This is a genomic window from Truepera sp. (assembly GCA_032027045.1).
Classification (GTDB): domain Bacteria; phylum Deinococcota; class Deinococci; order Deinococcales; family Trueperaceae; genus JAAYYF01.
Genome location: JAVSMU010000001.1, coordinates 241,867 through 266,716 on the forward strand (window position 1 = coordinate 241,867; position 24,850 = coordinate 266,716).

Below are 24,850 nucleotides of genomic sequence, written 5' to 3' on the forward strand. Positions count from 1 at the left end.
CAGGAGGCAACGAATGAAACGAATTCTGTACGCCCTTACCGCCCTGCTTCTCTTGTCCGTGCCCGTGGGGATGGCGCAGAACCTCATCCCCGTCAACTTCCAGTCGAAGTGGTTCCCGCAAGCGCAGTTCGCGGGGTACTTCGTGGCACAAGACAAGGGCTTCTACGCCGAGGAGGGACTGGACGTCACCGTGCTGGATGGCGGCAACGTCAACCCCACGGTGGCGGTGGCCTCGGGTAACGCCGACTTCGGGACGGACTGGTTGGCCAACATCCTCGTGCAACGCGAGCAGGGTCTGAACGTCGTGTACATCGGACAGATGTTCCAGGTGGCCGGCTACCGCCTCGTGGCCCTCAAGAGCTCCGGCATCGAGACGTTCGCCGACATGGCGGGCCGCAAGGTCGGGGTGTGGGCCTTCGGGAACGAGTTCGCGACGGAGGCGGTCTTCGCCAAGGCCGGGCTGACGTCGAGCCTCGACCCCACCATCTCGAACCCCGACGTCGAGGCCGTCGTGTACGCCTTCGACCCCGGCCTGGTGTTCCCCAACGAGGTCGACGTGGCCAGCGCCATGACCTACAACGAGCTCGACCAGATCGTCGGGCTCGGTTATGACCTTTCGGTCCTGAACGTGCTGAACCCGGCCGACATCGGCGCCGACATCCTCGAGGACGGCGTCTTCGCGAACGCCGACGTGCTGGCGACGGACAACTTCAAGGGCTCCGGCCTGACGGGCAAGGAGGTGGCGGAGCGCTTCCTGCGCGCGTCCATCCGCGGGTGGCAGTACGCCGTCGATAACCAGGAAGAGGCCGTCAACATCGTCCTCAAGTCCTGTGGTGATACGTGCGCCGGCTCCGGCAGCCGCCAGAGCCCCCTCATCCACCAGACCTGGATGATGGCCGAGACCGGCAAGCTCGTGAAGCCCACCCCCGACACGGCCGTGGGTTCGATAGACCGCGCCGACTTCGAACGCTCGGTCCAGCTCCTCGTAGACGTGGGGCTGATCAAGACCCCTTACACTTGGGACGAGCTCGTCGATCCGAGCATCTACGACGCCATAAAGTAGCGGCCTAGGCCAGTCATCCGCGCGCCGGCGGCCCTGTGGTTGCCGGCGCGCGCTCGTGCCGTCGGGCCCACCCAGTAGGAACCCGTAGGTTGTGAACTCCATCTCGATAGGCAGTGCGCTATACTCCGCCCTTGCGCCGGCACCGGTCTTCGGGTCCAGCGCCCTGGAGGACCGTGAACCAAGGCACCACTACCGCTGCTCCGCTGCCGGCCGGCGTCGCGCCCAAGGTAAGTCCCGGGGCCGCCGGCTTCAGCGCCCGGGAACGCAATCTCACGTTCGCCGCGCTGCTGGTCGTCTTCCTCCTAGGAGCGCTCGACCAGACCATCGTTTCCACCGCCATGCCGCGCATCATCGAGCACCTGGGTGGCCTCAACCTCTACACCTGGGTCACGACCGCCTACCTGCTCGCCTCGACGGTAATGGTGCCCATCTACGGCAAGCTCTCAGACTCATACGGCCGGAAGCCGATCCTGGTCATCGGCGTGGTGATCTTCCTGGTGGGATCGGCCCTCAGCGGGCTGGCGGGGGAGTTCGGCAGCCTGCCGCTGCTTGGCGGCGGCATGACCCAACTCATCGCCTTCAGGGCCATCCAGGGCCTGGGTGGCGCAGCACTCTTCTCGAGCGCCTTCGCCATCATCGCCGACATGATCCCTGCGTCCGAGCGCGGCAAGTACCAGGGACTCTTCGGCGGCGTGTTCGGACTGGCCGCCGTACTGGGGCCGCTGGTCGGCGGCTTCTTCACCGACATGGGCGACACCAGCTTCTTGGGCCTAGCCATTGCGGGCTGGCGTTGGGTGTTCTACGTGAACCTCCCGCTCGGCATGCTGGCGCTGTTCATGATCGCTCGCGTCATGCCGTCCTTGCCTCCGGCCGGCCGCAAGGGCGCCCTCGACGCGCTGGGCGCCACGCTCATCGTCACCACCTTCTTGCCCATGCTGCTCGCCCTCACGTGGGCGGGTAGCACTTACCCCTGGGGTTCGCCGATCATCATCGGGATGCTCGCCTTCTCGGCCGCGTCCCTGCTGGCCTTCGTGTTCGTCGAGAGCAGGGCGGCGGACCCCATGCTGCCGCTCGAACTCTTCCGGATCCCGGTGTTCACCACGGCGAACCTCGCGTCGTTCGTCATAAACGTGGCGTTCCTGGGGATCGTCATGTTCCTGCCGCTCTTCATGCAACTCGTGCTCGGGGTGTCGGCCACCAACTCGGGGTTCACGCTGCTGCCACTCATGAGCGGCATGATCGTCAGCTCGTTCCTGGCCGGCCTCCTCGTCACCAAGACGGGGCGCTACAAGCCGATCATGATCGGCGGCTCGGTCATCTTGCTGGTAGGCGCCTACTTCCTCACCAACATCAGCCTCGACACCACCCTCTTCGAGCTCGGTTGGCGCATGGTCGTCGTGGGGGTCGGGTTGGGACCGGCCCAGAGCCTGTTCACGCTCTCCGTGCAGAACTCGGTGCCCTTCGCGCAGATGGGCGTGGCCACCAGCGCCAGCCAGTTCTTCAGGCAGATCGGCTCGGTCATCGGCCTCGCCGTTTTCGGAACCCTGTTGACCATCAGCGTGCAGCGCGAGATACCCAACTACGTGCCGGCGATCCCCGGGGTGACCCAGGTGTTCGACCTCAACTCCCTGGTCGGCGTGGGCAGCGAGACGGCGGCTGCGGACCCCAGCACCGTGCATGGCGAACTCCAGGGCGTCGTGGAGGCGCTCAGGGGCCGGCTCACGGCCGTCGTGGCCGGCGACGCGGCTACCGCCCAGGCCGTGGCCGCCGACGCGACCATGCCGGAGGCGGTGCGGCAGTTCGCCGCCGAGGCGCCGAGTCTCACGCCGGTAGAGCGCGAAGCTCGACTGCCGCAAGTGATGGGGGCCCTGGAGACCTACCTGACGGACTTGGGCCGCCAGTTCGAGCACGGGATCAAGCAAGGCTTCGCGGTGTCCATCCGGCTTCTCTTCCAGGTGAGCTTTGTCATCTTGCTACTGGGGTCGGCCGTCATCCCCTTCATCCCTGGCTTGCCGCTGCGCAAGGTGGCCGCCATGGACGTGGCCCGCGGGGCGGCCAAGGCCGACTGACAGGTCTACGGCGCCCGAGTTTGCAGCAGGGCCTGCACCCGCTCTTGCGCCGCGGCGGCCGCGCGCGTGTCCAAGAAGCCAAGGCGCAGCCGCCGCTCAAGCACGTCGGCGGCGGAGTGGGCGTACTCGTGGTCGCGGGCGTAGACGACCTCGGCCTCGAGGTAGGGGAGGCCGGGAGCCAGGCGCTCCCGCAGGCCGGCGCTCGCCAAGCGCGCCACCACTTCCGCCCGGTCGCCGTACGCGGCCGACAAGTGCGCCGCCACGTCGGCCGGCAACCCGAAGCCGTTCACCAGCCTTGCGCCCCCGTCGTCCTGGAACTCATCGGCGCCGACCAGCTTCAGGTGCGAGGTGACGCTCTCCTTCGTGGGCGCAAGGGACGCCTGGTGGACGGCCACGGCGATGGTGTCCTCGGCCATGCGCCGGTAGGTCGTCCACTTGCCGCCGGTGATGGTCACGAGCCCCGTGGGGCTCACTAGGATAGTGTGGTCGCGGGAGAGGCGCGCCGTGGCTTTGGGGCCACCCTCGGCGGCGGGCCTCGCGCTTGGATGGGTGGCGACCTCGCCCTCCAGCGACGCAATGGCGTCCGGCCGCACTAGGGGCCTGAGACCCGACCAGGTCGACAGGACATCGGACCGCTCGACGGGTAGGTCGAAGTACTCCCGTACGTGACGCAGGATGTAAGCCACGTCCTCCTCGGAGGCGCGGGGGTCCTCCTGTACGGGCGCCGGGTTGTCGGTCGTGCCTACCAGCGTGTGCCCGAGCCAAGGCAGCAAGAAGAGCACGCGGCCGTCCTCCGTCTTGGGAATCAGCAGGCCCGTGTCGGGCGGGCTGAAACGCGCCGGGAGCACGATGTGAACGCCCGAACTGGTCTCCAGGATCTCAGGCGTCGACGGGTCGTCAATGCGCCTCAGACCGTCGGCGAACGGGCCGGTGGCGTTCACCACCACGCGGGCGGCTACCTCGACCGGACCAGGGTCTCCCGGCAGCGAGCCCCGCACCACCGCGCCGATCACGCGGCCGGCCCGCTTGGTGAGCTCCGTGACCTCCGCGTAGTTGAGGACGACCGCCCCCTCGCGGGCCGCCGTAAGTGCGAGGGCAACGTTCATGCGTGCGTCGTCGAACTGGCCGTCGTGATACTCCACGGCGCCACGAAGTCCCTCGTGCCTGAGCATGGGGAAGCGTTTCACGGCCTGGTCGCGGCCGATCAAGCGGCTGGGTTTGAGATTGGCCCGGCCCGCCAGGATGTCATAGAGCTTCAGGCCCGTGAAGTAGTAGGGCAGTTCCAAGGCCCCGTAGATCGGGGTGAGCAGGGCCAGTGCGCGCGCCAGGTGCGGCGCGTTGGCGAGCAGCAACGCGCGCTCCCTGAGTGCCTCGCGAACGAGGTGGAACTGCGAGCGATCGGCATGCCGGACGGCCTGCTCAAGGTACCTGACGCCCCCGTGAACGAGCTTCGTGCTCCGGCTGCTGGTGCCCGAGGCGAAGTCGTGGCGCTCCACCAGCGCGGTGCGAAGGCCGCGCGAGGCTGCCTCGAGCGCGGTGCCCGCGCCGGTCGCGCCGCCACCCACGACGAGCACGTCGTACTCCTCTCGCCGCAAGCGGCCGAAGTCCCTAGCGCGCTGACCGAGCAACGAGGGCCATCCCATTCCCCAACGTGGCGACGGGGCCCCTGGGGCCGCGTCGCCTAAGTGGCGTTCGCATTCGAGGGTAACAAGTCTCGCGGCAAGGGCGCCACAAGAGTCGAGTGACGATTGCCTCTCTCCAGCGCGGCAGGCGGCTTAACGTTGTGAACAGGTGGCCAGGGGCTGCCGCGCAGCCTGGCGGGCCTGGACTCGCGCGCCGGGAGTACACGGCTTCTACCTCTCGCCAGCAGGTCACGTGCGCGACCCTCACGGGCGGCGCAACGGAAGGAGGAACGGCATGGGCACCATCATATTGGTACTCGGCTCAGGCTTGTTGACCGGTTCGGCGCTCTTGCTCTACTGGTTCTTCGCGCATCCGGGAGTCAAGATTCCCGCAGGCGTAAGTGCGTTGGAGGTCGCCGACTTCCCACGGGTAGCGGGCCTCTTAGAGGGCATGATGATGTTCGCCTTCGGCACCTTCTTGTTCTCCTTCGGCCTCGCCTGGCTGCTCTCTGGGGGCGCCACCGGCTGAGTCGCGTTGCCGGGGGCGTCAGCACACTCCCGTCGGTAAGATGAACGGATGGGCGCTGAGGAGTCGCCAGCCAAGCGCGTGCGGCGAGGACGGCTGATAATCGCCGTCACAGCTGTCGCGGTTCTTGTCGCGGCCGGCTGGTTCCTGTTCAAGCCGAGCAGCGCGAACGCCAAGGGCCTACCCGACGTCGCGCTCGAGGCGCTGGCGGGTGGTGACACCGTCAACCTGGCCCACGTAGAGGGCCGGCCGGTGGTCGTCAATCTGTGGGCCACCTGGTGTCCGCCGTGCCGCCGCGAGCTCCCGATGCTCGCCGCCGCGGCCCGCTCCAACCCGGGCGTGGGCTTCTACTTCGTGGACCAGGGCGAGACGCGCGAGACCGTGCAGTCTTACCTCGACGAGCGCAAGGACCTCGACCTGAACGGTGTGTTGCTGGACGACGCGGGCGAGCTCTCCAACCGCTTCGGGGCCGTGGGGCTGCCCGTCACCCTGTTCTTCGACGCGAACGGAAGGCATGTCCTCACCCACTTGGGTGAGGTAACTGAGGTCGAGATGATCAACTACCTGAGCGACCTGAAGCGGGGAAGGCTTTGAGTCCCGGCTACCCCTGAAGCTCCGCAGGCTCTGAAGCGCTGCGCCCGTGAAGCACCGCGCCCCTGAAGCACGGCGCCGTTGGAGTGCTGCGCCCGCCGCGCCTAAAGGTTCAGAAGTTCTTGCGCCTGAAGGCCCATAACCCGAGCGCGACGGGCACGGCCACCCAGGCGAGCAGCGCAGCCACGGAGACCAGGGCGCCGGTGGCGCTACCCAAGAACGCTCTGAAGAGGGCGCCCGTGTAGCCCATCAGGGCCGCGGTGTCCAGCTGCAGGAGTACCAGGATCCGCGAGAGGTCGATGGGGTTGAGGATGCTCAGCGCCATGACTGCGCCCTCGATGGGGTAGGCCTGAGCCACAACGATGAAGTAGAGGACCAGGCCGTCGTAGACGACGGTGAGAGAGAGCCACACGGCGAGTGCGATGCCCAGGGCCCGCGCCCGCTCCTCGTTCGCCAGGCCGATCCAGAAAGCAAGGGCCGTGAAGATGAGGCTGATCAGCGCCCCCGCCACCAACAGGCTGACCACCATGCCCAGGTCGAGGTGGCGCGACAGGCCGAACACGAAGAACGGGATGCCCGTGCCGAGCACGAACGCGCCGGCGAGCGGCAGCGCCACGCCCGCGTACTGGCCAAGGAACACGCTGGGCCTGGACACCGGTTGGGTGAGTATGAGCTGCACGAAGTCGCGCGTGTAGTAGTAATGGTTCATGCCTAGCATCAGCGACACGAGCGGGATGATCAACAGCACCAGGTTGAGCGAGCTGAGGGCCGCCTGGGCCGCGTCGTCGCCGAAGTAGAGCAGGCCGCCGGTCGCCGCCAGGAAGAACAGCGTGTAGATGAGCATCCAGCGGCTGCGCATGAGGTCGAAGAAGGCGTACTTCATCACTTTGAGGGAGGTGCTCATGCCGCTCCCTCCTCGGCGGCCGCCGCCGGCACCCCGGCGCTTGCCTGGTCAAGGTGCGCCTCGCCGGTCATGACCTTGGCTATGGCGCGCTCGAGGCGCTTCTCGCCCGTAGCCTCGCGGATGGCGCCCAGGCTGCCGCGGTAGCGCACGGTGCCCTCGAGCAGGAACAGGACCTCGTCGGTCAACTCCTCCAGCTCGCTCATGACGTGGGAGGTCAGGATGACGGTGCCGCCGCGGCTTCTCTCCTCCAAGATGCGGTCCTTCAGGCGGCTGCTGGCCACAGGATCGAGGCCGGCGCTCGGCTCGTCGAGGAGCAGCACCTTGGGCTCGAAGAGGAAGGTGAGCACGGCGCTCGCCTTCTGCTTGGTGCCACCCGACAAGACCCGCAGGGGCTTGTTCAGGTGCGGCTTGAGTTCGAAGCGGTCGATGAGGGCGTCGAGGCCCTTGGGGCGTTCGCCGCGGAGGTCCTGGATGTAGGCGAAGAGCTCGCGGACCTTGAGGTTGTCTGGGAAGCGCGGCTCTTGCGGCATGTAACCCACGCTTCGGCGGGAGGCCGGGTTGTTGAGCACGGGTTCGTTGTCGATGCTCACGCTGCCGGAGTCGGGCAGCACGAGGCCCAGGATCGACTTGATCAGCGTCGTCTTGCCCGACGCGTTCGGACCGATGATGGACGTCACGCGCCCGGGCTCGAAGCGGGCGCTCACCGCGTTGAGCACTTTCAGTTTGCCGAAGCTCTTGCTCAGCGCGTCGACGACTACCATCGGATCCTCCCCATGAGCGGCCTATCGTCCTCGATGGCCTTGGGCGTGATTATCGGCAGGAGCCTCTCGGCGTAGTCCATCACCTGTGAGAGCGGGCTGCGCAACAAGATCATGGCTTGTGGATACACCTGCACGGTCATGGCGAAGAGCCTGACCGGCCGGAAGGGCACGTCGCCGATGCCGTCGCGGTCGAGGTCGTAACCCTCGTAGGCGTCCCAGTAGTTCTCCAGGAAGGCGTTGTAGGAGCGGTTGGCGTTGGTAACGACGTCGAACGTGTTGCCGATGAAGTTGTTGTACATCACCCGCATGCCCATCGAGTTGGAGAGTACGCGCAGCGCGTAACCGTTGCGCATGAAGTCGTTGCGGACGAGGTCGGTGCGGTTGGAGCCGTCGACATAGACCGCCGCCGAGTTGTCCTCGAACGTGTTCCGCGACACGATCGAGTCGTCGATGTCCTTGAGGAGCAGCCCGTACGAGGCGGAGCCCCAGTTGTTCACGAAGTGGTTGCCTACCATGTCGATCTTCTTCGAGTACATGACCGCCACTCCGGCGCCGTTGTTGCGGAACGTGTTGTTCTCGAACTTGGACTCGTTCGAGAACATGAAGTGAAGCCCGTAGCGCAGGTTGTTCTCGCTCACGTTGTCGACCACGTGGGCGTAGCGGGCGAACTCGAGATAGATGCCGTCGCGGTGGCCGCTAAGGTAGTTGTCTTCCAGTGAGGTATATAGGGCGTTCCAAAGCTGGATGGCGTTGCCCGCGAAGACCTCGGACACGCCGTTGCTGGTGACCCGGTTGCCGCGCACGGTGCAACCGACCGACTTCGCGAGGTAGATGCCGAAGAAGGCGTTCTCGACGCGGTTGTTCTCGATCAGGCAGTTCTGGACCTCCTCGACCCGGATGGCCGCGATGTCGGTGACGTGCGAGCGGCCGGCATCGCGAAGCACCAGGCCGCGGACCACGACGTCGTCGGCGTCGACGGTGAGGATGGCGTACTCGTGCTCACCGTCCAGGACCGGCCAATCCGTACCTTCGAGGGTTATCCGCTTGTCGATGACCAGGGCGCCTTCGCGGTAGGTGCCTGGACCGACGAGCACCAGGTCGCCATCGGCGGCCGCCTCCAGCGCTTCGCGCACCGTCGCGTAGGTGCAGCTCTGGCAGACCTCCAACGTTCGACCCTGCCCGAAGGCGGTCCCGGCTAGGGCCAGCAAAGCGGCCGCTGTAACCGCGGCCCGCAGTGGTCGGTTGAAGTGACGCAGGCTCACTGCGGCGCTCCGCCCTCCCCAGTGCCAGGTTCGTCGGGCGAGGGGCTCAGGTCCAACGGCATGTGCATGTGGCCTCCCTCCGAATCGAGTTTCTCGAGGAAACCCGCCTCGATGACGATGCCGGGAAGATCCGCGTAACGCCTTTCTATGCCGTTGGCCTCGGCCCGCACGTTCTCGAGTTGGCCGAGCGTCTTGAACGCCGAGAGGTTGAGGCCCATCGGGCTCCTTATATGTACGCTCTGAAGATAGTGGGCGTCTTCGGCCCTTAGCCACGTCCCGGGCTCGAGGTAGTCGGATACCCAAGCCGAATGGATCTGATCCTTCGGCACCTTGCCCTCGGTGAGGAAGGCGATCATGCACTCGACGGAGTCGAACTTGTAGGCCTTACCCGTCTTGGTCACCACCTGGCTGGCGAAGCGCGCGTCGGAGATGACCATGTTGCACGAGGCGCAGGCGTCCTGGCCGATGACGATCTTGACGGGCTTTGGGGCGGAGCAACCGGAGAGCAGGATGCCTACGACCAGCGCTGCGGCAGTGGCGGCGCCGCGAAGTTTGAGTCCGCGCATTCTCGCGCGGACTCGCCACCAGCGGAAACCGAACACGGCGAGGGCCAGCACGAAGCCGCCCGCCAGCGCCACGGCGCCCCAGCCGGGCCAGGCCGTGATGTAGAAGTTCATGAAGACGCTGGTGCCCACCATCGGTGGAGTGTAGCCGTCCATCGTGATGGCGGCCTTTGGGTCGACGGTGTGACCGAACTTGTAGAGCCAGCGCGCGAAGTCCGACATGCCGAGGACGGCGAAGACGCCGTAGAACCATAGCCATGCCTGGAAGAGGCGCTTGCGGCCGACGACGGCGGCCACTAGGCCGAAGGCCGAGACGAGCACGATGAGGATGGGTAGGACCCTGAGCTCCCAGAAGTCGGCGGCGTCTAGGTGCATGAAGCCGACGTAATGGTTGAGGCCGTTGATGAGGTCTACGCGCCCGGTCAGCTTGCTGGACCAGATCTGCATGGCCAGGCCTTCGGGGTACTGGGGCGCCTCGAAGTAGTAGTGCCACAGCGGCCACACGAAGGTGAGCAGCGGAGCGAGTGCGGCGAGTGCGATCACTACGCTTACCGGCCAAGATAGGTCGCGTTTGCGTGAGCGCATGGTGACTTCCTTTCTGGTGGTCGGACGGCGCCATGGGCGGTGTCCGCGGTGGGTCCGGGTCGGGCCCGAAGTGGTGAGCCCGACCCGGGAAGCAGGTGTCCGACCGGTCTCTAGCGCCCAGGATGGTGGCGGCCGGCCTTGCTGCCCGCGCGGCCACGGCGCTGGCCGGGCCGCACGGGCTCAGTGGGTCAGAGCCCGAGGCTCCAAGTGAGGGGCACGTCGGCGTCGGCAGCCGACACCCGGACGTAACCCTGCATCTCCTGGTGGAGGGCCGAGCAGAAGTCCGTGCAGTAGAAGGGGTAAACGCCGGGCTTCGTCGGCTTCCAGGTGATGGTCAGGGTCTGGCCAGGCTTGATGAGGATGTTGGCGTCCTGCATCCCCTGGACGGCGAAGCCGTGCGGAACGTCCCAGTCCTGCTCGAGGTTGGTGACGTGCCAGTAGACCGTGTCGCCTACGCGGATGCCCTCGATGTTGTCGGGCGCGAAGTGCGAGCGGATGGAGCTGATGTACACGTGCACGTCGGTGCCGTCGCGCTCGACGCGGGTCTCGGCCTCGCTCTTGACGACGTAGGGGTGCTCGTTGGCGGCCAGTTCGTAGATCAGCTTGCTGTTGGGGGCAACCAGCCCGGCGGGGATCGCCTGGGCGTAGTGCGGCTCACCCAGGGTGGGGAAGTCCAGGAGCATCTGCATCTTGTCGCCGCTGATGTCGATCAGCTGCGCGGACTGCGCGAGCTCGGGGCCCGTGGGGAGGAAGCGGTCCTTCGTGATCTTGTTGAGCGACACGAGGTACTTGTCCCAGGGCTTGGCGCTGTCGCCACCCGGGATCATCAGGTGACCGACGGAGTAGTAGACGGGCATCCGGTCGGTGACCTTGAAGTCCTTGAGGTTCCACTTGATGATCTCGGAAGTGATGAAGCAGCTCGTGTAGACGTTGCCCTTGCTGTCGAACTCGTTATGTAGCGGACCGAGGCAGGCGCGCTCGACCTGGCCGGCGACGATAGCGTCGAAGTTGAGGATCGGGACGCCGTAGGAGTCGCCGTCGAAGTTCTTCTCCTCGATGGCCTTGAGCATCTTCTGGAAGCTATGTACCGCGATGGTGGCGGAGAGCTTGCCGCCCGGCACGATGAACTCGCCCGTGGGGTCTACGTCCACGCCGTGCGGCGACTTCGGGGTGGGGAGGAAGTAGACGAGGTCGCTACAGTCCTCGGGCTGCAAGACGGTGGCGCTGTCATGCCAGGTGGTCTCGGCGGTGTGAGTGGCTTCGTTCAGGAGGTTGTGTGCGTAGTACGAGGGCATCTCGCTCCCGAGACCCTCGGCGACGCACTGCTCGGCACGGCGCCAGTTGACGGCGGTGACGAAGTCCTTGTCGTTCTGCGAGGCGTTGACCTCAAGCAGGGTGTGCGCCTCCTCGGTGTTGTAGGAGCTGAAGAAGCACCAGTCGGCCGAGGGGCCCTTGCCGCAGTGCGACAGGTCGTAGTCGAAGCCCGGCATCATGATCTGGAACGCCACGGCCATCTCGCCCGTTTGTGGTTCGACCGAGACGAACGTGAGCATGCCCTTGAAGTTGCCCTTGTACTCGGCGATGGGCATGTCGCGTTGCGGCACGGGCACGCTGAAGCGCGTGCCGGCCACCACGTACTCGCTGTTCATGGTCGTGAACGGCGAGGGGTGGTTACCCGCGATGTTCGGGATCTCGATGATCTCGACGGTCTCGAACGTGGTGAGGTCGATGCGCGCGATCCTCGGCGTGTTGTTGCCGTTGATGAAGATCCAGCGGCCGTCGGGCACGCCGTTCGTCATGGAGAACTCGGGGTGGTGCGAGTCGTCCCAGTAGACGGGGCCGTGCGAGGTGTTGAAGAACGCCTTCGTCTCCTCGGAGTAGCCGTAGCCGTTCTCGCCGTACTGCGAGAACACGGGGATGTTCTTGATGGTGCGACCCGACGGCAGGCCCACTACGCTGAGCTGGCCGTTGAAGCCCCCAGAGAAGAACCCGTAGAACTCGTCGTGTTCGCCTGGCGGCACGAACGTGCGGGTGGCGGCGTCGTTGGCCACGCGGGCCATGCTGCGCGCGCCCTGTGCTAGCACCAGCCCCGCGGCCAACACCGCGAAACCGAGTAGCACGAGAATCAGTTGGCGTTTCTTCATAGGATGAGTGACTCCTTCTTGATGCTGCTTGATGCTGCTTTTGAGCCGTGGTCCTGGAAGCTAGAGGCCCAGGTCGTGATCGGTCTGGCGGAAGTACTCGAGGACGGCGCGCACCTGCTCCTCGCTCAGCGGAAGCTCCGGCATGGGCGTCATGTACTCGGCAAGGAGGTCGTAGGCCGTGTCGTCGTTGAATAGCATCTCATTGGTGTTGAGGATCATGTTCATGATCCACTCGGGTGAGCGCCTGGTCGTGACGCCTGCGAGGGCGGGGCCCACGTAGCGCTCCTCGATCTTGTGACAGGCAGAGCAGTAGGTCGTGAAGGTGGCCTCTCCCTCGGCGACGAGGGTGGGGTCGATCTCGCCCGGCAACGTGAGTTCCTGGATCGGGCCGACGCCCTTGGGCAGTTCGCCGCCGGCTTCTTGGGCGAACGCCGCGGCTGCTAACAAGGTAAGCACCGCGACTAGCGCGAGGAGCGGCCACGATCCGCCGTGACCCGCTGGTGGTTTCATCTGCATCCGGACACCTCCATGAGAACAGTCCATCCTGGACATGCACATCCACATTAGTTAGACGACCAGCGAGGGGCTAGGGACGTTCTTCCCCCACGTTTCTCATGAATGGGGTTCGGACGAGGCGAGGAGCCTCACCGACGCGCGGCACGCCCGTGACCGTTCCGGACGTGGTCGTCGTCGGGAGTGGTCGTCGCCGGACGTGGTCCTCGCCGGGCGTGGTCGTCGCCGCACGGACGTAGTAGTCCGGGCTCACTTGGCCAGGTTCCGTTACGGGTAATCTCAAGCTTCGAACCAAAGCGTGCCACCAAGGCACGTAGACGCTCGGAGGTTGACTCTAGCATGTGGCTCATTTTCATAGCGACCTTGGCCGCCACCCTACTGGTGCAGTTGTACCTGCGGAACACCTACGCCAAGTGGCAGGCGCAACCGGCGGCCTCCGGCCTTACGGGGGCCCAGACCGCACGGACCATCCTAGATTCCAACGGCCTCCAAGCCGTGAGGGTCGAAGAGGTGCCCGGCCAACTCACCGACCATTACGACCCCACACAGCAGGTGCTGCGGCTGTCCGCACCCAACTACCGCGGTTCGAGCGTCGCGGCCAACGCCGTGGCGGCGCACGAGGTCGGCCACGCCATCCAGCACGCGAAGGCCTATGCCCCGCTGCGGATACGCACGGTGCTGGTGCCGGCCGCGAACATCGGCGCCAGGTTCGCGCCCTGGATCATCATCCTCGGCGCCATGATCGGCTTCCTCGGGATGGTGCAGCTGGGTGTGGTCCTCTTCGGGCTCGCCGTGGCATTCCAGCTCGTCACGTTGCCCGTGGAGTACGACGCCAGCCGCCGTGCCGGCTTGGAACTCGCTCGCCTGGGCATCGCCACCACGGGCGAGGTCGCCGGCACCAAGCAGGTGCTGAACGCCGCGGCGCTGACCTACGTTGCGGCAGCCGCATCGTCGGCGCTGTTCCTGCTCTATTACGCGTCGATGTTCTTGGGCGGTCGCGACTAAGCCACCGTGCGACTAAGCTACCGTGCGCGACCAAGCCACAGTGGAGGCCGGGCCCACCTGGGTGCTCAGAGCCCCAGGTAAGCCCGGCGGATCATCGGATCGCCGCGCAACTGCTCGGAGCGGCCGTCCAGGACGAGGCGGCCATTCTCCAGCACGTATGCGCGGTCGCTGATCTTCAGGACCTGCGTCACGTTCTGCTCGACGAGCAGTATCGGCATGCCGGTATCCGAGACGCGCTTCACCACCTGCATGACCTCGCGCACGAGGAGCGGCGCCAGACCGAGGGACGGCTCGTCCATGATGAGGGCCTTGGGGTGGAGCATGAGGGCGCGGCCGATGGCCACCATCTGCTGCTGGCCGCCCGAGAGCGCCCCAGCCTGGATCCGGCGCTTGTTCTCCAGGTCGGGGAAGAGCTGGTACACGCGTTCGAAGCCCTCGGCGCGGCGGGCGCGGGCCGGCGGCAGGTAGGCGCCGAGCGAGAGGTTCTCCTCGACCGTCATGTCGGGGAAGAGCTGGCGGCCCATCGGCACGTGGGCCAGGCCCCGCAGCGCCAGGGCGTGGGGCTTGAGGCCGGTTACGTCCTCGCCGTCGAGGATTATCTTGCCGCCGCGCGGCCTTATCATGCCCGAGACGGCGCGTAAGATGGTCGATTTGCCGCTGCCGTTTCCGCCCACCAGGCCGACGAGTTCTCCTAGGTTGACGTGCAAGGACACGCCGAACACGACCTGCAGCTCGCTATAGCCGAGGTTGGCGTCTATCACCTCGAGCATCCGTTTCGGCTCCGCGGGGGCCTCCGGGACGCCGACCGAGCTCATCAAGCCCTGTGGCCGGTCACTCATCGGAGCCCCCGAGGTACGCCTCGATGACACGCTCGTCGTTCATCACTTGTTCCGGGACGCCGTGGGCGATCTTCTCACCGAACGCCAACACGATGACCTCCTCACACAGCTCCGTGACCGCCTGCATGATGTGTTCCACCATGACGATGGCCATCCCCGAGCGCGCCAGCGACCGCACGAAACCGATCATCTCCTTGAGGGCCGGCGGGTTGAGGCCGGCCATCAACTCGTCCAGGAACAGTACCCGGGGCTGGACGGCCAGCGCCTTGGCGAGCTCCAGTCGCCGGCGCCTGGCGAGATTGAGTTCGGACGACGACTGCAGGGCCCGGTCGGCCAGTCCGACCTGCTCGAGCGCATGCATGGCCGCACTGGTGGCGGCGGCGCGGCTGCTGGTTCTCAAGAAGGCGGGGATGAGGACGTTCTCGAGCACGGTCAGGCCCTCGAACGGGCGCTCGATCTGGAACGTGCGGCCCATCCCGAGGCGGGTTCGGGCGTACGGCTGCAGTCGGCTGACGTTGCGGCCCTCGAGCGTCACCTTGCCACGCTTGGTCTTCGCGTAACCGGTCAGGGCGTTGAACAGCGTGGACTTGCCTGCACCGTTGGGGCCGATCAGGCCGACGATCTTGCCCGCGTCCAGGCTCAGCGACAGGTCGTTGACGGCGATGAGGCCGCCGAACTGCACGGTGATGTGCTCAGCCTCCAGCGCTCTCGACATAACGCCTCCTGATCGCGCGCCTTTGCAGTTCGCCCATGAGGCCGCGCGGCACGAACAGCACGACGACGACGATGAGCAGGCCGTAGATGAGTAGGTTCGCCTGGGCGAAGGTGGTGCGGAAGAGCTCGCCCGCGAGGGTGAGGAGGGCGGCTCCGACGAGGGGGCCGAAGAGCGTGCCGCGTCCGCCGATGATGGCCACGAGGGCGATGCGGACGCTCAGTTGTAGCTCGAACATGGGTTGTGGCTGCAGCGCGGAGAGGAAGATGCCGTAGATGCACCCGCCCAAAGCGGTCAGCGCCGCCGAGAGCATGAACGCCCAGGACTTGACCGCTACGGGGTTGATGCCCGCCGCCTGGGCGGAGGCCTCGTCCTCGCGTACCGCTCGCATCTGGTAACCGAGCTTGCCCTGAGTGACGAGCAGCACGACCACGAGTACGAGCACCAAGTAGCCGAGGGCGAGCCAGAACTCCGACTGGCGGCTGAAGAGGTCGATGCCGAAGGGTTCCTTCAGGTCGAAGATGAACAGGCCGATGGCGCCGCCTGTCAGCTTGCGCTCGTTGATGGCCACCAGCCGCAAGATCTCGGCCACCGCGATGCTCGAGAGGACGAAGTAGGAGCCCCTCAGCCCGAAAGTCAGCCGGCCCCAGAAGAACGCGAGTATCGCCGCGATGGCGCACGCCAGGAGGGCGCTCCACCACGGGGCAAGGTCGAACTTGGCGGCCGTCACGCCGATCGTGTAGGCGCCGACGCCGACGAAGGCCGCATGCCCGAGGCTCGTCTGACCGGTCCAGCCGCCCAGGATGTCCCAGGCGCCGGCCCAGCCGGCCAGGAGCAGCAGCCCGATGCCGAGTGATAGCGAGCTGGGGAAGAGGAAATACCAGGAGGCGCCGAGCGCCGCGACGACGCCGATGCCCAACCAGCGCGCGGCTCCCGGGCTCCTCATACGCGCTTCACCGTGCGTCCGAAGAGTCCCTCGGGGCGCAGCAAGAGGACGATGAGAAAGACGAAGAGCCCGTAGGCGTCACGGTAGCCCGAGGACAGGTACGAGGCGCCCATGAACTCCACGACGCCCAAGAGCAGCCCACCGGCGATGGCGCCCGGCACGCTGCCCAGGCCGCCGAGGACCGTGACCACGAACGCCTTGAGGGTGTAGCTCGAGCCGACGGTGGGCACCGCGAAGAGCAGGGGGGCGAGTATGACGCCGGCGCACATGGCGAGGGCCATGCCCATGCCGAACACCAAGGAGTGGATCCCCGGCGTGTTGATCCCCACCAGCTCGGCGCCGAGGCGGTTCTGGGAGGTGGCGCGCACCGCCCGACCCACCTCGGTGCGCCGCAACATCAGCCACAGCGCCAGGATGATGACGAGCGTGATGGCGCCCGCTATCAGTTGCGCTACGGGCAGCCGCACGCCGGCAAGGGTGACTGTCGCGGTGGCATACGGCAGGTAGATGGACTTGGGTTCGGCCCCGAAGACGAGGAACAACACGTTCGCGATGACGAGCGCCAGGCCCAGCGTGACCAGCAGTGTGCTGTCGCCCGGGGCGTCTATCAGGCGCGAAAGGACCAGGCGCTGCAGGACCACGCCGACCAAGAACCCCAGCGGCGCGACGATGATGAGCGAGACGTACGGGTCGAAGCCGAGGTACTGGAACAACACGATTGCCGAGTACATCCCCAGCGCCACGAAGTCCCCGTGCGCGAAGTTGATGATGCGCATGACCCCGAAGATCAGCGACAGCCCCACGCCGATGAGGGCGTAGATGCCGCCGATCAGGAGGCCGCCGCTCAGGTTCTGGAGGAAAGGAGCCAGCCCCTCCAAGGTCACTGGCTCCTCATGAATCGACTGCGCAAGTTAGTGGGCCGTCAGCGGGCGTTCCACGCGGGCGTTTCCAGCAGGTCGCCCACTACCTGGCCGTTGACGAACACGGTCACGAACTTGCCGTCTTGCACCTGTTCGGCAACGGCCGGCAGGGGGGCCTGGTTCTTGTAGCCCTGGTAGTCCTCGAACTTGATGGGGCCGTAGACCGTGTCGGGCATGTTCGTCGCCAGCAGGGCCTTGCGCACGTCGTCGGGGGCGAAGGAGGCGGCGCGCTTGAGCGCGTCGACGGCCGTGATGATTCCGGCGTACGCCTGGGCCGCGTGGTACGAGGGCGTGCGCCCGAGGATCTCGGTGAGGCGTGCATTGAGCTCGGCGGCGCCCGGGTAGGGCACGTCCTTGGTCCACATGGTGGCCGTGTAGACGTAGTTGGCGGCCGGACCGGAGCCCTCGATGAAGCCTGGCAGCGCGAAGCCGGCGGCTCCGCCGGCGAACACCTTGGCGTTCAGGCCGACCTCTTGCACCTGGCGCATGAGCGCCACGGAGTCGGCCGCGTACGACACCATGAAGAGCACGTCGGGGTCGAGGGTCTTGAAGCGGTTGAGGATGGGGCGGAAGTCGGCACCGGCCTGGTCGTAGTCCTGGCGTTGCAGGACCGTGTAACCGCGGTCTTTCGAGATCTCGTCGACGGCGTCGGCCACCGCGCTCTCGAAGGCGCCGTTGCCGTGGATGGTGACGATGGTCTTCAGGGTTCCAGCGCCACGCTGTTCGTTGATCGCGTCGAACACGTCGAACAGCACCTGTGCGTAGGCGTAGGAGGGTTGGTTGATGCGGAAGATCCAGTCGGAGCCCGGGCGCGTGATGGCGTCATCGGACGAGGTGAACACGAGGAACGGGCGCTTCTGGCGCGTGAAGTACTGGGCGAGGGGGTTGGTGATCGAGGAGGAGTACGCGCCCATGACGAGGGGGAGGTCCTGGTTGACCAGCTTCTCGGCGGCGGTCAGGGCGGCGTTAACCTCGGAAGTGTCGTCCTCGAAGACCACCTCCACGTTGCGACCATCGATGCCGCCCGCGGCATTGACGTCCTCGAGGGCGGCCTTGATGCCCGCCTGGTGCTGCTCACCGAACTCCGCGAAGCGGCCGGTGATGCTGGTGATTACGCCGATCTTCACGGGGCCCTGGGCCCAGGTCAGGCCGGCCGTAACGGCCGCCAGAACGACCAACGAAGCGACTAAGACTCGTTTCACGTCAATCCCTCCTCGGGTGGAGTTGCATCTTATAGACAGCAAGTTAGCAGCCCCGGCGTGCCGCGCGCACGGTGATGCGTACGCATGCGCGTACACATCGGGATGGCGCTGCAAGTAACCAGGGACGGCCGTTGCCGGGCCCGAAGGCGTCCTCGTTGCGGCCGGCTGCGGATTATTCGTCGGCGGCGCCTTGGCTGTGGGAGTACACTGCCTATTCATCTAGGACGGGACCAAGCCTCTTGACGCCCTCATTCGAGCAGTACAGCCTGTTACGCGTAAGACGGAGCGCCGGCCCATGCTGTTGACCACGCTCGGCGGGCTCGCGCTCTTCCTCATGGGCATCTACCGCATCTCGGGTGCCCTGCAGGAGATGCTTGGTCCGGCCTCCAGGCGCTGGATGGCCTTCGCCACCCGTTCGCCCTTCATGGCGATGCTCACCGGTACGGGCGTGGCCGCCGCAACCCAGAGCGGGACGGCCACCTCCGTTACCGTTCTCAGCCTCGTCGGCGGGGGTCTGGTGGCCATCCGCGAGGGGATCGCGCTACTCCTGGGCGCCAAGCTCGGCGCCACCCTTGCCATCCAGCTCGCCGCCTTCCACCTCTCCGATTACGCCCTGCCCATGGTCGGCGTCGGTTACGTGCTGTCATTGTGGCGCCGCGGCCACGCGGTCGGCGACTTCATCCTTGGCGCCGGCATGCTGTTCTTCGGCCTCGAGCTCACCGTCCAGTCGGTGTCGGCGCTGAGTGGCAGCGAGATCTTCAACCTGCTTGTCGCTGCAGCCGAGCAACAACCGCTCGCCGTGCTCACGTTGGGCGTGGCGCTTGGCGCGGTCCTCTCGAGCTCCAACGCGGCCACGGCCGTGGCGCTCGGCCTGTACGTCGCCAACACCGTTTCGCTCGAGACGGCCTTGGCGCTGGTGGTAGGCGGCAACGCCGGGGCGTCGGTCATGCCGCTCATGGTCTCGCGCACCTTCGACGCCAACGCGCAACGCGCCGCCCTGATGCAGATGCTGGTGACCGCCTTCGGCGCCGTTACCGTCGTGGTGTTCCTCGCGCCGGCCGCCTCGGTGTTGCAGGCGCTGGGCGGCGGCGCCGCGCGTGAGGTGGCGAACGCCCACACGCTCTTCAACCTCGCCATCACCCTGGTGGGCACGCTGTTCGTCGGGCTACTGGCGCCCCTGAGCGCCAGGCTGGTGCCGGAGGCCGAGGACGACGCCGCGCCCAAGTACCTGCGCCCCGAGGCCATATCGGACCCCGGCCTGGGCTTGGCTCTCGCACTCAGGGAGACGGTGCGGATCAGCGACCAGGTCGGCGTCATGACGGAGAGAGCGGTCGCGTTCCTGAGGACGGGTCGGTGGGACCCGGGACGCATCGCCGCAAGGGAGATCAAGGTCGACCGCCTGACGCACCAGGTGGTCGATTACGTGGCGCGGATCAGGCGCGCCAACGGCGAGGATCCGATCTCGGAACGCCTGCTCCTCACCGCGACCGAACTGGAGCACATGGGCGATCAGATCAGGCGCCTGGGCCGGCGCGAGGAGAAGCTGCGTACCGAGGGGGTGGAGTTCAGCAAGACGGGCCGCGCCGAGCTTACCAGCACGGGTGAGCGCGTGCTGGCGAGGATGCGTAGCGCCTTCACGGCCCTCGCGACCGGCGACGCGGCCATGGCCAAGGGCGTCGTGGCCGGCCGCCAGGAGTTGGAGGAGTTGGTCGGGCGCATGCGCGTTGCCCATCTAGCCAGGTTGGAGGCGCAGTTGCCGGAATCACGCGCCTCCAGCTCGCATCACCTAGAAGTCCTGACGCTACTGCGTGACCTCGACGCGAGCGTGACCCGCGTGGCCGGCTGGGCAGCGGAGATCGAGGCGCGCTCGAGGCGCTAGACACAGGGTTCCCTTGGCTCATGCCGCGCGACGGGGGGCCGGCGGGGGAAGACCGGGTGAACGTGCGCCTTTTCGGGCACTGCGCGCCGCCTGGAAAAGGGCTACGTTGGGGCGAGGAGGACGACCATGATGCACACTCTCACTCTGGCTCCAGAGGTGAGGCGGAACGCGGGCCCAAGCGCGGCGTGGGCCAGTGACCGTTCGCTGAGGGCCGTTACGAAACTCCCGGACACGGCGGAGATCGAGAGCGACCTCGACGACGCCTTGGACGACTCGTTCCCGGCTTCGGATCCGCCCTCCCAGACCCAGCCGCACCCGAAGCGCTGGTTGCCGAACGGCAAGGCGCCGGCGGCTGATGCCGGTGAGGCGTCGATCGAGGACCCGCAGCAGTGACAGGGGCCCGACCTCGACTCCACATTGGAGGCCAGGTCAACCTCGCTGGCAAGGGTGCCTGGCCAAGCCCGCGTGCGGCCTTTCGGGTTGACGCGCGTGGTTCCCTGACCGGGCCCGCCCCCGAGTAAGGTTCGCGGCGGCCGAACGAGGTCGCCGCGCTTCGTCATGCGGGCGGAAGGTTTGGATACCCCCGGCGGGTATAGTGCGCTAGAGGAACGAGGCGTTCGCGCTTTGCAGCAAGGCGAGGAAGCTCGGTCATTTCGTCCGGGCAACCGGCCTGCGCGGGGCGCCCGAGACGCAGCGCCCGTAGGGAGTAGTGACATGAACGATCTTGGGATGACTACGAAGGTGGACGCCCCGTTCGGCGTGGCCAAGCAGAGGGTCACCGAGGCCCTCAAGGCCGAGGGCTTCGGAGTCCTCACGGTCATCGACGTGACGGCGACGCTCGCGCAGAAGCTGGGTGAGAACATCGAGCCCTACGAGATCCTGGGCGCCTGCAACCCCACGCTGGCGCACCAGGCGCTCGAAGCCCACCGTGGCATCGGCCTGCTGTTGCCCTGCAACGTCGTGCTGAGGGAAGTCGACGGCGCCGTAGAAGTGAGTGTCGTGAACCCGGAGGCCATGTTCAGCGTCGTCCCCGCCGAGCTCCAAGCGGAACTTGGCCCAGTGGTGCAAGACGCGCGGGACCGCCTAGGACGGGTCGTGGCCGCATTGGGCGCCCTGGAGCCCGCTTAGGGAGTTTCCCCCCGCCGATTGCGAGGCTCGAGTGGTAGTCATGGCGACGGCGCCACTCGCTCCGGCTCATCTCCCCCGCATGCGCGGATCGAGCGCGAGTTCGGCTTGCTTGGGCGCCTACGGCGCCTCATCTCCCCCGCATGCGCGGATCGAGCGCGTCACGAAGGATATCGCCCAGGAAGTTGAAGGCGAGCACGACTATGGCGATGGCGACGCCCGGGAAGACGCTGATCCACCAGGCCGTCGTCAGGTAGCTCTGGCCGTCGGCGATCATCTGGCCCCACGAGGGCGTGGGCGGCTGCACGCCCAGGCCCAGGAACGATAGCGTCGCCTCGCCCACGATGGCGCCACCCACGCCTATCGAATAGACGACGATGAGGCTCGGCATCACGGCGGGGAGGACGTGCATGACTATCACGCGGGCGTTCCGGGCCCCCAGTGCCCTCGCGCCCTCCACGTACTCGCCGTTCCTCACCTTCAACGTTTCTCCCCGCACCAGCCGCGCCACCCCCGACCAGCCCACGATCCCCAGCGCGATGTAGGCCGTAACCAACCCGGGGCCGATGGTCACCGAGAGGACTATCAGGAGTAGCAGGCTCGGGAACGCCTGGAGCACCTCGATGAGCCGGGACACCAGGGTGTCCACCAGCCCCCCGAAGTAGCCGGCGGTGAGCCCGAAGGCGATGCCGAAGACGAGGGAGAGGAGCTGCGACCCGAACCCCACGGCGAGGCTCACGCGAGCGCCGTAGATGAGGCGCGAGAGGACGTCGCGGCCGGCGCGATCGGTGCCGAGCAGGTGCTCAGCGCTTGGCGCCACGGCGCGGAAGCCGGTGGCGCGGTCCGGGCGGGCCGGGTCGCTGGGGGCGATCTGCGGCGCGAAGATCGCGACCAGGATGAGCGCCACTATCACCCCGGCGGCGATCAGGGCGCCGGGGTCGCGGCGGATCTGCCGCCACGCTATGCCCCAGGAGGAGAGCGCGCGCGTCTCCAGAGCGTCGTTGGTCAAGGCGCCGTCCACTAGTCGTACCTGATCCGCGGGTCGATTACCCCGTAAAGGATGTCGACGAGCAGGTTGGCGGCGATGTAGAGCGTGGCCGTGTAGATGACTAGCGGGATCATGACCGGAAGGTCGCGATTGAGGAGTGAGGTCAGGCCGTAACGGCCGAGCCCCGGGATGTTGAAGACGTACTCCGTCAAGAACGCCCCGTCGATGAACGAGGCCAGGTCGAGGCCGACGACCGTGACCACGGGCACCGCGATGTTCCGCGCCGCGTGCTTGAAGGTGACTGTCCTCTCGGAGAGGCCCTTCGCCCTGGCGGTCCGGACGTAGTCCTGCCGGATGACCTCGAGCATCGCCGAGCGCGTGATGCGCGCGATGAAGGCCGACGCGCGCGTGCCCAGCACGAACGCCGGGAGCCAGTAGTAGGTGAGGCTGCCGTCGCCGATGCCGGTCTGCGGCAACCACCTCAGCTTGAAGACGACCAACAAGATGGCGATGAGCGCGTACCAGAACACGGGCACGCTGATACCGGTGAGGGTGATGAACATGAGGACCCGGTCCGGCAGGCGGTTCTGGTAAAGCGCGGCCACCATGCCCACGAGGACGCCCGTCGTGGTCGAGAACGCCATCGCCAGCAGGGCGAGTTTCAGGGTGACGGGGAAGCGGTTTCGCATCTCGTCTATCACGCGCTCACGGGTGATGACGGAGCGGCCGAGGTCACCCCTCACTATGTTGCTCATGATCCGCAGATATTGCTGCACGGGCGGGTCGTTCAGTCCCAAGCGGGTGCGCAGCTCCTGCACCGCCTCGGGACTGGCGCGCTGGCCGAGGAGCTTCTGTGCTGGGTCGCCCGGCACCAAGATCATCATGATGAACGTGAGCAGGCTTACCCCGAACAGCACGGGGATGGCTTGGAAGAGGCGCTTCGTTACGTATACGAGCACTGGAAGATATGCCTGCGGGTGGCCTTCATGCGTCAGGAGTGGAAAGCGGGGCGGGGCCCGTCAGGACCCCGCCCCGCGGCCACGCATGGGCTAGCTCAAGGGAGCTCGACAAGCGTGAACTTGTCGGCGTTGAAGATGGGGTGATTGAGGACCCCCGTCACACCGGGCCGCACCACCGTGTAAGACACGGGGTAGCGGATGTACACGACCGGCACGTCGCCCACGATCAGGCGCTGGGCTTCCTTGTAGAGCGGCACGCGGTCGGCGAGGTTGGCCTTGGTGGCCGCCTCGGCGAGGAGCTCGGCTACCTTGGCGTTCGAGTAGCCGTAGCGGTTCGCGCCGCTAGCGACGTAGAGCGGGTGGAGGAAGTTGTAGGCGTCGGCGTAATCGGCGAACCAGGAGAGGTAGAAGGCCGGGGCGCGGCCGTTGATGGCGCCGTCTATCAGGGTCCCGAAGTCGACCTGATTGATGGTCGCATTGATGCCGACCTCACTCAGGAAGAACTGGATCAGTTCGTTGACGGCAACGGTCGTCTCGGAGCGCGTGGACCAGATCTCCATGTCGAAGCCGTTCGGGTAGCCCGCCTCCGCGAGTAGCGCCTTGGCGCCCTCGGGGTCGTACGGGATGGGTTCGATCGTCGGGTCGTAGCCGGCAAGCCCGGGCGGGATGGGGGCGTTGGCGAGCTGGTCGGTGCCGTTGTAGGGGCCGTCGATGATGGCCTGGCGATCGATGGCCATGGCCACGGCGCGGCGCACCCGCACGTCCTTGAAGACGTCGATGCGCTGATTGAGCGCGAAGTAGTAGACGGCCAGCTCGGCGGTCGACTCGATCTGGTCGGCGAACTTCGGGTCATTGATGATCTCCTGGAAGTTGGCCGAGGGGATGCTCGTGACGTCGAGGTTCCCGGCAAGGTACTCGTTCCAGGCGATAAGCGGGTCGGTGATGATCCGGTAGCTCACGCCATCGATCTTGGCGCGGCCCGCGAAGTAGTCCTCGAAGGCTGCCAGGTCCAGGCTCGAATCTCGCAGCCGTGCGGCCAGCTTGAAGGGACCCGTGCCCACGGGGTTGCTCGACATGTCCTCGCCGGCCGCCAGCTTGCCGGCCACTGCCTCGGGCACGATGGCCGCCGCGGGCATGGCGAGGTGGAAGAGGAACATGGCGTAAGGCGCGTCGAGCGTGATGCGCACGGTGTTGTCGTCCACGACCTCTATGCCGCTGACGTGGTCGGCCTCGCCGTCCACGAACGCTTGCGTGCCACTGATCTTGGCATCTTCGAACACCCAGGTCAGGGGGCTGGCCGTGTCGGGATCGAGCACTCGCTCGAACGAATACTTGACGTCGCTGGCGTGCAACAGGCTGCCATCGTGGAACTTGACGCCCTTATGCAGCGTGAAGGTGAATACGGTGGCGTCGTCGTTGACGTCGACGGTTTCGGCGAGGTCCGGCACCACGTCGGTACTCGAGAAGTCGTAGCGCATGAGGCCGTCGTAGAGCTTGGCCACCATGGCGCCCGTCTGCACGCCGGAAGCGAAGGCGGGGTCGAGGGTCTCCCAGTCTTCGCTCGTCGAAAGATGTAGCGTTCCTTGAGCCCCGGCAAGAGCCCAGACGCTCATGAGAAGCGCGAGAACCAGCACGAACGGACGTCTCACGTGCCAACCACCAACCTTCCATT

The 24,850-nt window shown here is 66.5% G+C and carries 23 protein-coding genes; 8 read left to right on the top strand and 15 right to left on the bottom strand.

The window, feature by feature from the left end; translation table 11 throughout:
* The first annotated feature begins 13 nt into the window (after positions 1–13).
* The gene (locus tag ROY82_01000; GenBank protein MDT3681042.1) at positions 14–1,063 is read left to right on the top strand and encodes an ABC transporter substrate-binding protein; all 1,050 of its coding nucleotides are present in this window, start codon (positions 14–16) and stop codon (positions 1,061–1,063) included.
* A 173-nt stretch (positions 1,064–1,236) separates the two neighbouring features.
* Positions 1,237–3,132, top strand: a complete 1,896-nt coding sequence (locus ROY82_01005) for an MDR family MFS transporter (protein ID MDT3681043.1) — start codon at positions 1,237–1,239, stop codon at positions 3,130–3,132.
* 5 nt (positions 3,133–3,137) lie between these two features.
* On the opposite strand, the gene ROY82_01010 is transcribed toward ROY82_01005, so the two are convergent.
* Entirely contained in the window at positions 3,138–4,760 is a 1,623-nt protein-coding gene (locus tag ROY82_01010; GenBank protein MDT3681044.1) for an FAD-dependent oxidoreductase, read from the bottom strand.
* Positions 4,761–5,049: 289 nt separating this feature from the next.
* Here ROY82_01010 and ROY82_01015 point away from each other — a divergent pair, with 289 nt between their 5' ends.
* Both ROY82_01015 and ROY82_01020 read left to right on the top strand, forming a co-directional pair.
* Entirely contained in the window at positions 5,050–5,283 is a 234-nt protein-coding gene (locus ROY82_01015; protein MDT3681045.1) for a hypothetical protein, read from the top strand.
* Positions 5,284–5,331: 48 nt separating this feature from the next.
* Entirely contained in the window at positions 5,332–5,874 is a 543-nt protein-coding gene (locus ROY82_01020; protein MDT3681046.1) for a TlpA disulfide reductase family protein, read from the top strand.
* 109 nt (positions 5,875–5,983) lie between these two features.
* Here the strand turns inward: ROY82_01020 and ROY82_01025 are convergent, their stop codons facing one another.
* The 6 genes from ROY82_01025 to ROY82_01050 all read right to left on the bottom strand — a co-directional run bounded on the left by ROY82_01025 (position 5,984) and on the right by ROY82_01050 (position 12,600).
* Positions 5,984–6,775 (bottom strand): ABC transporter permease subunit, encoded by a 792-nt coding sequence (locus ROY82_01025; protein MDT3681047.1) that lies wholly within the window; start codon positions 6,773–6,775, stop codon positions 5,984–5,986.
* Positions 6,772–7,536 (bottom strand): ABC transporter ATP-binding protein, encoded by a 765-nt coding sequence (locus ROY82_01030; protein ID MDT3681048.1) that lies wholly within the window; start codon positions 7,534–7,536, stop codon positions 6,772–6,774. The genes ROY82_01025 and ROY82_01030 overlap by 4 nt, the downstream gene beginning before the upstream one ends.
* Positions 7,530–8,798 (bottom strand): nitrous oxide reductase family maturation protein NosD, encoded by a 1,269-nt coding sequence (locus ROY82_01035; protein ID MDT3681049.1) that lies wholly within the window; start codon positions 8,796–8,798, stop codon positions 7,530–7,532. The genes ROY82_01030 and ROY82_01035 overlap by 7 nt, the downstream gene beginning before the upstream one ends.
* Positions 8,795–9,946: a nitrous oxide reductase accessory protein NosL gene (locus ROY82_01040; GenBank protein MDT3681050.1), complete on the bottom strand. Its 1,152-nt coding sequence runs from the start codon at positions 9,944–9,946 to the stop codon at positions 8,795–8,797. The genes ROY82_01035 and ROY82_01040 overlap by 4 nt, the downstream gene beginning before the upstream one ends.
* A 188-nt stretch (positions 9,947–10,134) precedes the next feature.
* The gene (gene nosZ, locus ROY82_01045) at positions 10,135–12,090 is read right to left on the bottom strand and encodes a Sec-dependent nitrous-oxide reductase (protein MDT3681051.1); all 1,956 of its coding nucleotides are present in this window, start codon (positions 12,088–12,090) and stop codon (positions 10,135–10,137) included.
* Positions 12,091–12,150: 60 nt separating this feature from the next.
* Positions 12,151–12,600 (bottom strand): cytochrome c, encoded by a 450-nt coding sequence (locus ROY82_01050; GenBank protein ID MDT3681052.1) that lies wholly within the window; start codon positions 12,598–12,600, stop codon positions 12,151–12,153.
* Between the two features lie 342 nt (positions 12,601–12,942).
* Between ROY82_01050 and ROY82_01055 the strand changes: the two genes are divergently transcribed.
* Positions 12,943–13,608: a zinc metallopeptidase gene (locus tag ROY82_01055; protein ID MDT3681053.1), complete on the top strand. Its 666-nt coding sequence runs from the start codon at positions 12,943–12,945 to the stop codon at positions 13,606–13,608.
* A gap of 65 nt (positions 13,609–13,673) precedes the next feature.
* On the opposite strand, the gene ROY82_01060 is transcribed toward ROY82_01055, so the two are convergent.
* The 5 genes from ROY82_01060 to ROY82_01080 are packed head-to-tail and all read right to left on the bottom strand — an operon-like array spanning position 13,674 to position 18,227.
* Positions 13,674–14,447 (bottom strand): ABC transporter ATP-binding protein, encoded by a 774-nt coding sequence (locus ROY82_01060; protein MDT3681054.1) that lies wholly within the window; start codon positions 14,445–14,447, stop codon positions 13,674–13,676.
* Positions 14,440–15,162, bottom strand: coding sequence for an ABC transporter ATP-binding protein (locus tag ROY82_01065; protein ID MDT3681055.1), 723 nt, complete (start codon positions 15,160–15,162; stop codon positions 14,440–14,442). The genes ROY82_01060 and ROY82_01065 overlap by 8 nt, the downstream gene beginning before the upstream one ends.
* Positions 15,140–16,105: a branched-chain amino acid ABC transporter permease gene (locus ROY82_01070; protein ID MDT3681056.1), complete on the bottom strand. Its 966-nt coding sequence runs from the start codon at positions 16,103–16,105 to the stop codon at positions 15,140–15,142. Before ROY82_01070 ends, ROY82_01065 begins: the two co-directional genes overlap by 23 nt.
* Positions 16,102–16,989: a branched-chain amino acid ABC transporter permease gene (locus ROY82_01075; protein MDT3681057.1), complete on the bottom strand. Its 888-nt coding sequence runs from the start codon at positions 16,987–16,989 to the stop codon at positions 16,102–16,104. The genes ROY82_01070 and ROY82_01075 overlap by 4 nt, the downstream gene beginning before the upstream one ends.
* 38 nt (positions 16,990–17,027) lie before the next feature.
* The gene (locus tag ROY82_01080) at positions 17,028–18,227 is read right to left on the bottom strand and encodes an ABC transporter substrate-binding protein (GenBank protein MDT3681058.1); all 1,200 of its coding nucleotides are present in this window, start codon (positions 18,225–18,227) and stop codon (positions 17,028–17,030) included.
* 295 nt (positions 18,228–18,522) lie between these two features.
* Here ROY82_01080 and ROY82_01085 point away from each other — a divergent pair, with 295 nt between their 5' ends.
* The 3 genes from ROY82_01085 (at position 18,523) to ROY82_01095 (ending at position 21,234) form a co-directional block, all read left to right on the top strand.
* Positions 18,523–20,106 carry a Na/Pi cotransporter family protein gene (locus tag ROY82_01085; GenBank protein MDT3681059.1) on the top strand — a complete coding sequence of 528 codons (1,584 nt, stop codon included), beginning with the start codon at positions 18,523–18,525 and terminating at the stop codon, positions 20,104–20,106.
* A 126-nt stretch (positions 20,107–20,232) separates the two neighbouring features.
* Entirely contained in the window at positions 20,233–20,499 is a 267-nt protein-coding gene (locus ROY82_01090) for a hypothetical protein (GenBank protein MDT3681060.1), read from the top strand.
* 321 nt (positions 20,500–20,820) lie between these two features.
* Positions 20,821–21,234: a DUF302 domain-containing protein gene (locus tag ROY82_01095; protein ID MDT3681061.1), complete on the top strand. Its 414-nt coding sequence runs from the start codon at positions 20,821–20,823 to the stop codon at positions 21,232–21,234.
* Positions 21,235–21,361: 127 nt separating this feature from the next.
* On the opposite strand, the gene ROY82_01100 is transcribed toward ROY82_01095, so the two are convergent.
* The 3 genes from ROY82_01100 to ROY82_01110 all read right to left on the bottom strand — a co-directional run bounded on the left by ROY82_01100 (position 21,362) and on the right by ROY82_01110 (position 24,827).
* Positions 21,362–22,240, bottom strand: a complete 879-nt coding sequence (locus tag ROY82_01100; protein MDT3681062.1) for an ABC transporter permease — start codon at positions 22,238–22,240, stop codon at positions 21,362–21,364.
* Positions 22,241–22,251: 11 nt separating this feature from the next.
* Positions 22,252–23,178 (bottom strand): ABC transporter permease, encoded by a 927-nt coding sequence (locus ROY82_01105; protein MDT3681063.1) that lies wholly within the window; start codon positions 23,176–23,178, stop codon positions 22,252–22,254.
* 95 nt (positions 23,179–23,273) lie between these two features.
* Positions 23,274–24,827: an ABC transporter substrate-binding protein gene (locus ROY82_01110; protein ID MDT3681064.1), complete on the bottom strand. Its 1,554-nt coding sequence runs from the start codon at positions 24,825–24,827 to the stop codon at positions 23,274–23,276.
* Positions 24,828–24,850 lie beyond the last annotated feature (23 nt).

What these genes read in the sequence shown, in the direction of transcription:
- ROY82_01060 (MDT3681054.1), bottom strand. Translation starts at nt 14,447, where the DNA reads ATGAGTGACCGGCCACAGGGCTTGATGAGCTCGGTCGGCGTCCCGGAG.
- ROY82_01040 (MDT3681050.1), bottom strand. Translation starts at nt 9,946, where the DNA reads ATGCGCTCACGCAAACGCGACCTATCTTGGCCGGTAAGCGTAGTGATC.
- ROY82_01055 (MDT3681053.1), top strand. Translation starts at nt 12,943, where the DNA reads ATGTGGCTCATTTTCATAGCGACCTTGGCCGCCACCCTACTGGTGCAG.
- ROY82_01095 (MDT3681061.1), top strand. Translation starts at nt 20,821, where the DNA reads ATGAACGATCTTGGGATGACTACGAAGGTGGACGCCCCGTTCGGCGTG.
- ROY82_01065 (MDT3681055.1), bottom strand. Translation starts at nt 15,162, where the DNA reads ATGTCGAGAGCGCTGGAGGCTGAGCACATCACCGTGCAGTTCGGCGGC.
- ROY82_01030 (MDT3681048.1), bottom strand. Translation starts at nt 7,536, where the DNA reads ATGGTAGTCGTCGACGCGCTGAGCAAGAGCTTCGGCAAACTGAAAGTG.
- ROY82_01050 (MDT3681052.1), bottom strand. Translation starts at nt 12,600, where the DNA reads ATGAAACCACCAGCGGGTCACGGCGGATCGTGGCCGCTCCTCGCGCTA.
- ROY82_01025 (MDT3681047.1), bottom strand. Translation starts at nt 6,775, where the DNA reads ATGAGCACCTCCCTCAAAGTGATGAAGTACGCCTTCTTCGACCTCATG.
- ROY82_01085 (MDT3681059.1), top strand. Translation starts at nt 18,523, where the DNA reads ATGCTGTTGACCACGCTCGGCGGGCTCGCGCTCTTCCTCATGGGCATC.
- ROY82_01090 (MDT3681060.1), top strand. Translation starts at nt 20,233, where the DNA reads ATGATGCACACTCTCACTCTGGCTCCAGAGGTGAGGCGGAACGCGGGC.
- ROY82_01020 (MDT3681046.1), top strand. Translation starts at nt 5,332, where the DNA reads ATGGGCGCTGAGGAGTCGCCAGCCAAGCGCGTGCGGCGAGGACGGCTG.
- ROY82_01000 (MDT3681042.1), top strand. Translation starts at nt 14, where the DNA reads ATGAAACGAATTCTGTACGCCCTTACCGCCCTGCTTCTCTTGTCCGTG.
- nosZ (MDT3681051.1), bottom strand. Translation starts at nt 12,090, where the DNA reads ATGAAGAAACGCCAACTGATTCTCGTGCTACTCGGTTTCGCGGTGTTG.
- ROY82_01070 (MDT3681056.1), bottom strand. Translation starts at nt 16,105, where the DNA reads ATGAGGAGCCCGGGAGCCGCGCGCTGGTTGGGCATCGGCGTCGTCGCG.
- ROY82_01015 (MDT3681045.1), top strand. Translation starts at nt 5,050, where the DNA reads ATGGGCACCATCATATTGGTACTCGGCTCAGGCTTGTTGACCGGTTCG.